This is a genomic window from Clostridium oryzae, from assembly GCF_002029235.1.
In the GTDB taxonomy this organism is placed as follows: domain Bacteria; phylum Bacillota; class Clostridia; order Clostridiales; family Clostridiaceae; genus Clostridium_AE; species Clostridium_AE oryzae.
The window spans coordinates 1-3,200 of the sequence record NZ_MZGV01000135.1; the positions used below are offsets into that span (position 1 = coordinate 1).

2 protein-coding genes are annotated in these 3,200 nt (G+C 26.9%); both read right to left on the reverse strand.

From position 1 onward, the window contains the following. Window positions 1–373: 373 nt before the first annotated feature. Complete coding sequence (locus CLORY_RS22570; RefSeq protein ID WP_242954495.1) at window positions 374–1,735, reverse strand: CgeB family protein; 1,362 nt, start codon at window positions 1,733–1,735, stop codon at window positions 374–376. A gap of 5 nt (window positions 1,736–1,740) precedes the next feature. After that, window positions 1,741–2,733, reverse strand: coding sequence for a class I SAM-dependent methyltransferase (locus CLORY_RS22575; protein ID WP_207652254.1), 993 nt, complete (start codon window positions 2,731–2,733; stop codon window positions 1,741–1,743). Window positions 2,734–3,200 lie beyond the last annotated feature (467 nt).

A 3,200-nucleotide genomic window follows, 5' to 3' on the forward strand; every position in this document is an offset into this window, starting at 1 on the left:
ATCTAATATCTTTTCATTCAAACAACTTAACATAATAAATTTATTGACTTCAGCATATAAATTTCATTGATTCAGTCCTATATAGCTTTCCTCTTCACCTACTATTATTACATGATTAAGAATTATACTCTCTTTTTTTGCAACTCTTAATTCGTTAACTTTTTCTTGTGTATAGGGTTTCTATACGTAAACTTAACTTATACATGATGAATTATCGAACGCTTCAACGATCATTCGACGTGTATAAGTTAAGTTTTCGCAGTGTTTCCCTATAGATGCATCAATAACATATATTTTATTACTATTAAGTAACTTTTATATTCATCTGCAAATACTTCAACAAATACTAAATTTATCTTACACTTATACTCTATCAAAACATATTATTGCCGTTTTTAGAATTATAAATTTTAAAAATAGTAATACCTAATTTTCTTTTTGATAGATCATTGTATATATCCTCCTCATGTGCATAACTTGATATAATGATTCTATCCAAATTAAGATTACTTATTTCATTAGGCGGCATAATAATTCCATTCAAGTAGTTATTTCCCCATTTATCAACATTAGAATCAAAATAATAAATTTTAAAATCAATTTTTCCAATTAATTTTTTATAACTATTAATAAGATTTGTTGTATGCTCCCCTGCTCCATATATACCAATACACTTTCCTTTAGCGTTTTCAAAAACCGAAGATAATGTATCAACTATTTTCTTATAATTATATTTATAGAATAGTTCTCTTGTCCTTTTATTAATTTTTTTTCCTTTTTCAAAAGCGAAGCTAAATATGTTGATTAACCTCTTCTCATAAGTATGCTCTTGTATAGTTCTTATGTAACCAGCCTCTGCTATTTTTTCTCTTTCAATGTTATTTTTTAGGTAATATCTTATTTTTTCAACCATATCATCAAACGATGAATAAACTACTACTTCTTTTCCAATTCTGTAGTAACGATTTAATTCTTCAACATCGCTTGTTAATAAAAAGCCTCCACATGCTGGCACCTCAAAATTTCTCCCTTTTATTTGCTGAGGAGCGTCTGAACTTGATGAATTTGCTAAATTTAAATTTATTTTACTACTATTAAAAACATCTATCATATCATCTTGAGATATTCTTGAACTATTAGGAGCTTCTAGATTCCATCCATACCCAAAGCATTTTACATCTATTCCGTTATCTTTTAGCTTATTAATTACCTCTCTTCTATTACTATGAGGTTGTCCTACAAATGAAACGTCATATTTATAATCTAAATTTTTTTTATAGTATGTATAATTATTACATGCCCATTGAGATAGAATAATGTTATTATATCCTATTTTTTTATATTCATTAACTGCTTTAGCATAAGTAGTGATACAATAATCAAAGCACCAACACCATTTAATAGAAGTAGATTTAAATCTCCACTGGTCATCACAAAACCAATTAATTAACACCGTTTTTGTATTTTCTTTTATATATAAAAAGGTTTCTTTTTCTATTTCATCATCAAACAAGATATTAAATAGAATGTCAGGTTTTTCTTTTTCGACTAAATTAATTAATTGTCTATTCTTATTTTCGTGTAATAGCTTATCACCAAAATCACATATATCAAAAAATATTAAATCGATGTTTTTTATATTTGCTAATGTCATATAAAAATTCTCATATTCAAAGCTATACCCTCTTGATTTGTCATTATAGTCATACTTTAAACAAGATAATAAGACCTTCAATAAAATTACATCCTTTCAGCTATTACATGATATTCATAGCAAAGTAACTCTTGAGAATTTATATTTCCTAATTCGATACTGCCTAGTAGCTTGATTACTTGATCAATATTTTTATTCTCATCCTTTTCAATGTGGTAATCAGAATATTTTTTGCAAACATCTGATAATCTTCTGAGTTCTTGAGCTATATATTCGAAATAATCGCCGCTTGTGTTCATTTCAATTATTCTAAATTCATACTCATTTAGGAAATGTTCATAAAAATACCTGTTAAAGCCACTATAAAAATGGTATGGTGCAAAATGAGTTAAACTACAAAATGGAGCAGCTAATATTAATTTCCCACCTTTTTTTAGTAGTCTAGAAAACTCTTTAATAGCAGAAACCGGGTCAGGTAGATGTTCAAAAACTTCTGTGCACATTATCGCATCAAATGATTCATTCCCACAAGGAATATTAGTTATATCGCTTATTATATCTAACTTACCATAATTCCACTCGTCTGTTTGAAGACCACATTCATTACCTTTACCATTATATTTAGCAAAATCTTGTGCCACGTAATCAAGATGTTCACAAAAAATTTTGTTTTGTTGTTCTCCTGCTCCTGCATCTAATATTTTTTTCCCATTATCTAAATGATATAACTTATTAGCTAACCACTTAACTCTGTTGAATTCATTATTTGTACCTATTTCATAGTAACAGTCAAGTTCAGTACATAAATAGAATTCGAAATCTGCATATCGAAATATATTGGAAATAATACTCTTATAATAAGATGAAAAGATTATAATAACTATATCCTCATTAACTTCATTCTTCAGGCTTTCTGCTGACTTTATTGGAATATTGAATACTGACTGTCCCCATTTTTTATTATCATTATCGATAATATACGCTATTTCTATTTCTTTCATTTCAAAGCACTGCCTAAATAGCCCACCACTACCCCAAGCAATAATTTTTCTGTTTTTTATATCGCAAAATTTCTTCACAAACAACCCTCCTACAAAAATGCCATTTTAATCAATGGCTTATAACATAAATGCTTAATTCAAATTATAATTTTAAATACTAAAAACATATACCATTTTATACTATTATCAAATTTATAATTAACAACCCTTTAAGAAAAATACTTCTTATTACTAAATTCACCGTATAATACTAACCATTCTTTAAACATAAGTTCTTCCTCTATTACTTACTTTAGATATCCATTGTCTTTTTTCTTACTACATTGTGCCAGTATAAATCATGTCATACTAACATCTAAAACTTTTAACTATTCTCTATTGTTCAATTAACATCTCTAAAATTATTTTTTCAAAAATGATGTTTCTAGATAAGCTGCACACATATTTAATCTCATAAATTTTTTTATCTAATTAGGATTATTTCTTTTAATTTTAGTTCTATCACCTAGATGTTCCACAATGTAAAAGCATATGGTTAATACAAT